We start from the raw sequence: 4,265 nt of genomic DNA on the forward strand, positions 1-4,265 counted from the left end.
CGGTATCACCGACGATCCCGGTCGGCGCAAGCTTTCCATCGGCGCGCCACATGAAGGGCGCGTAGGGATCGCCATACATGTCGACGTGCTGGCAGCCGCGAAACAGCTTGATCTCGCCGATTTCGCCAGATTGAATGATGTCTTTCGCCAGATCATGGACGGGATTCCGAGGAAAGGCGTGTCCAACGCGGGTAATGACACCCTTCGCCCGGGCGATGTCGGCCAGTTCCCGCGCTTCAGCGGCGGTGTTTGCCAACGGCTTCTCGCAATAGACATGTTTGCCGGCCAGCAAGGCCGCCTTGGCCACTTGGTAATGAAGGTGGTCGGGCAGGCAGATATCGATCAGATCGACATCAGGATCGGCGACCGCGAGATTCCAATCCTGAAGAATTCTTGCACCCGGCGCCCTGTGGGAAAGATCCCCGGCTGCCTTCGAGGGACCTTCGACGAGAGCCACGATCCGTGCCGTTCCGTCCGACACTCCGAAGAAATGCGGAAAGGTCTGATAGGCCATCGTGTGGACCTTTCCCATCCAGCCCGAGGCGCCCAGCACTGCAACTCTGACTTCAGACATTGTCGTCTCTCCTCTCGAGATGGCTTACCGGATTTCGGCGCGGGCCCGAGGCCTCGCATCGTTGCGTTCGTAGGCGAAGATGGTGGGGGCAAGTGCCGGCAAGCCTCGGATGAGGTCAGATCCCTTTTCGCCAACCATGATCGTCGGAGCATTGGTATTGCATGACGGCACGCGCGGCATGACGGATGAATCGCAGACCCTGAGGCCTTCCAGGCCATGGACCTTGAGATCAAGCCCGACAACCGCATCAGGCCCTCTCCCCATCTTGCAGGTGCCCACCGGATGATGGTCGGTCTTTGCGTTGGCGCAGCCGTAGTCGAAAAGCTCTTCGTCGGTCATGACCTTCGGTCCTGGAAGCCTTTCGGCCATGACATAGGGCTTCAGCGCCGCCTGTTGCATGATCTCGCGCGCGATCTTGAGCCCTTCCAGCGACATCGTCCTGTCGTGCGGATCGGACCAGTAGTTGGGATCGATCAATGGAGAGGCGGCCGGGTCAGAGGATGACAGACGGACTGTCCCCCGCGAGCGCGGATGCAGATAGGCGGAATTAAGTGTCACGCCCGCATTCTTGAGCCGCTCGACACCCGCTTCGATGCCCGAACCCAGGCCGAGATGGAACTGGATATCAGGAGAACGGGCTTGCGGATCGGCGTACCAGAAGCCGCCGGTCTCGAAGAGCGACGAGGCGACAGGACCGGTGCGGAACAGGACGTATTGAATCCCGGCCCAAAGTGTCCGGTGGAGTTTTGCAACGCCATCATAGGTGTGATCGCCCGTGCATTCAGCGATGACGAAAAGATCCAGGTGATCCTGCAGGTTTTCGCCGACACCCGGCAGATCGTGGAGCACCTCGACGCCCACAGACCGCAGATGGTCGGCCGGTCCTATGCCGGACTGCAAAAGCAGCTTCGGCGATCCGATCGCGCCCGATGACACCAGCACTTCGCGTTCGGCGCGCACGATCTCCAAGCCGCGAGAGGTCACGATTTCGACGCCTGTCGCACGGGCTCCCTCCACGATAATACGGGCGACGCGCGCGCCCGTCCGGACCGTCAGGTTCTTCCGGTCCTTGATCGGGGAGAGATAGGCGAGCGAAGCCGACGACCGGCGGCGGTTGCGCTGCGTGAGCTGATAAAATCCCACTCCCGCCTGCTGGCGTCCGTTGAAGTCGTGATTATAGGGAATGCCGAGCTCCTGCCCTGCACGGATATAGGCGTCGCAGATCGGCAACGGCGCAGCCGGCATCGAGACGCCCAGCGGACCGCCATAGGAGTGATAGTCGTCAGCGAAGCGCTGATTGTCCTCCGCGCGTTTGAAATAGGGAAGGATCGAGCGGTAGTCCCAGCCCTCGCAACCGTCTTCACGAGCCCAGAGGTCATAATCCGCCGCGTTTCCGCGTGTATAGAGCTGGGCGTTGATGGACGAGCCACCGCCGATGACTTTCGCCTGCGTATAGCGAAGCACCCGACCTTTCATGTGCTTCTGGGGAACAGTTTCCCATCCCCAGCTGGCAACGCCTTTGGTCATCTTGGCGAAGCCGGCCGGCATGTGAAAGAGCGGATTCCAGTCGCCTCCGCCCGCTTCGAGCAGGAGCACGCTGACATCGGGATCTTCGCTCAGCCGGCTCGCAAGAACGCATCCTGCCGGACCGGCGCCAGTGATGATGTAATCGAATCCCATTTTACTGTCCTGTTGCATCCGGCCTGGCGACCGCCAGCGCCTGTGTCATGCCTGCAAAGTCGTTCGACGCGATATGATCTGCCACTCTCAGCGCTTGGGCGGCGATGGTGAGCGCAGGATTCACCGCGGCCGAGGTGGGGAGGAAACTGGCGTCGACGACGAAGAGATTTTCGTGATCATACGAACGGCAGTACGCGTTCAGCGGCGCAGTCGCGGGATCGTTTCCAATGCGGATCGTTCCGCACTGATGCGAGGGCGTGCGCTTATCGAAGGGTCTCGACAGCACGATCGGAAATCCGATCGACTTCAGAATCCGCTTCAACTTGGCGACAAGTGCGAGGTGGGCGTCCCAGTTGGTTCGTTGCCATTGGAGAATTATCCGGTCTCCATCCACCATGACACGGCTTTCGGGATTGGGAACGTCCTCGCTCATCGCATAGAAGTCGATGGCATGGCCCGTGATGAAGCGCAGAAGCCACTCCGGAGCCTGCGGCAGAGAGCCCTTGAGGACCTTTTCAGAGATGCGACCGAGGAGCTGCACGTTGCCGAGGGGCGGTCCGCCCTCCCCGTCGGAGAGATAGAAGTCGTTGAAGGCAAACGTCTTCTGGTAGATGGAGGTGTTCCTGAACCGCGGCGAGACCCCGATGACGGCGGACGCATTGTGATTCATGAAGTTGCGGCCCACCTGGTCGGAAGAGTTCGCCAGACCCTTTGGCAAGCGGTCGTTTTTCGAACGCAGCAAAAGCACGGATGATTGGACTGCCCCGGCGGAGAGGATCACGATCTTAGGCGAAACAGTCACCGTCTGCCCGTTCTTGATGTAGGTCACCTGGTCGATCCGGCTCCCCGCTCCAAGGTCGAGCCTCGTTACACGCGCAGTGGTTTCGAGCCGCACGTTCTCGTGTCTCAGCGCCACTGCGAGGGCTGCAGTCTCGGCATCCATCTTGCCGTCCCGTGCGTTTGGATGCGCATCCCATGGCGTGCGTGCTTTGGAGAGCCAGGCGTCAAGATCCAGGCCGAGCGGTAGGGAAAACGGATGCAGGCCATTCTGCTTGAGGCGCGCCCTGACATCGGCAATCGGCGCCTCGTCGGGGACTGGCGGGTATTCGTAGGCAGCCGTGTGGTGCGGCTCGGTGGGATCTTCGCCCAGACTGCCACGGACCTGGTACATGCGCTCCGCCTGGCAGTACCATGGCTCCAGGGCTTCGTAGGGAAACGGCCAGGCTGGAGATACACCCTCGCGGTGTTCGATGACTGCGAAATCCTCTTTGCGATAGCGCGACAGAACGGCGCCGTAGAACTTCGAATTCCCGCCAACATTGTAATAGTTTCCGGGATTGAATCCCTTGCCGTTCGCCTCGTACCAGGTTTCCTTCGGTCGAAAATGTCCCCGCTGGAAGATCGCGCGTTGGTCGCGGTTGACCGGAAGGTCGGCGATATGATCGCCGGCTTCGAGGATCAATATCTGCGCGCCGGTCGCGGCCAGGCCGGCCGCGACCGTGGCGCCGCCGATGCCTGAACCGATGATGACGATGTCAGGTGAACTGCTCATGTTAGCACCTGGCCATCACACGATCCGCGCCTGGCTCTCGGGATCGAAGAAGACGGCCTTATCGAGATTGAAGGCGAGGCGGGTGTTTTGTCCTGGAGCGATGCCGGTATCGGCGCGCAGGCGGGCGACGACGGATTTGCCGCCGAGCTTGGTGACGGCGAAGGTGTCGGAGCCGGCCGGCTCGACCACCTCGATCAGGCAGTCACCCTCGGTCAGCGAGCGCGCCTTGCGGTCGGCGCCATCGGGATCGGTCAAGGCCTCCGGCCGGATGCCGAAGATCACTTGTTTGCCGGTATAGGCGGTCAGGCCATTGTTGCCTGCGATGACCGGGAACCTCAGCGGGGCGGCATTCGGCCGGTCCAGCGAGACTTCGAGCCCGCCGGCGCCGTTCTCGACGGTGGCGGTGAGCAGGTTCATTGCCGGCGATCCCATGAAGTCGGCGACGAAGATGTTGGAGGG

Annotated in this window: 4 protein-coding genes; all 4 read right to left on the reverse strand. The window is 61.4% G+C overall.

The genetic code is table 11. The annotated features are described in order from the left end of the window. Positions 1-574: Gfo/Idh/MocA family protein (locus AC1D1Z_RS34570; RefSeq protein WP_477853299.1), on the reverse strand; the 574-nt coding region annotated here is incomplete at its 3' end. 24 nt (positions 575-598) lie between these two features. Next, positions 599-2,254 carry a GMC family oxidoreductase gene (locus AC1D1Z_RS34575; protein WP_446981255.1) on the reverse strand — a complete coding sequence of 552 codons (1,656 nt, stop codon included), beginning with the start codon at positions 2,252-2,254 and terminating at the stop codon, positions 599-601. 1 nt (position 2,255) lies between these two features. Next, positions 2,256-3,806, reverse strand: coding sequence for a GMC oxidoreductase (locus tag AC1D1Z_RS34580; protein WP_446981254.1), 1,551 nt, complete (start codon positions 3,804-3,806; stop codon positions 2,256-2,258). A gap of 15 nt (positions 3,807-3,821) precedes the next feature. After that, the coding region (locus AC1D1Z_RS34585) for a TOBE domain-containing protein (RefSeq protein ID WP_477853301.1) at positions 3,822-4,265 on the reverse strand (444 nt) is incomplete at its 5' end.

Source organism: Rhizobium sp. P1_E1 (genome assembly GCF_056406015.1).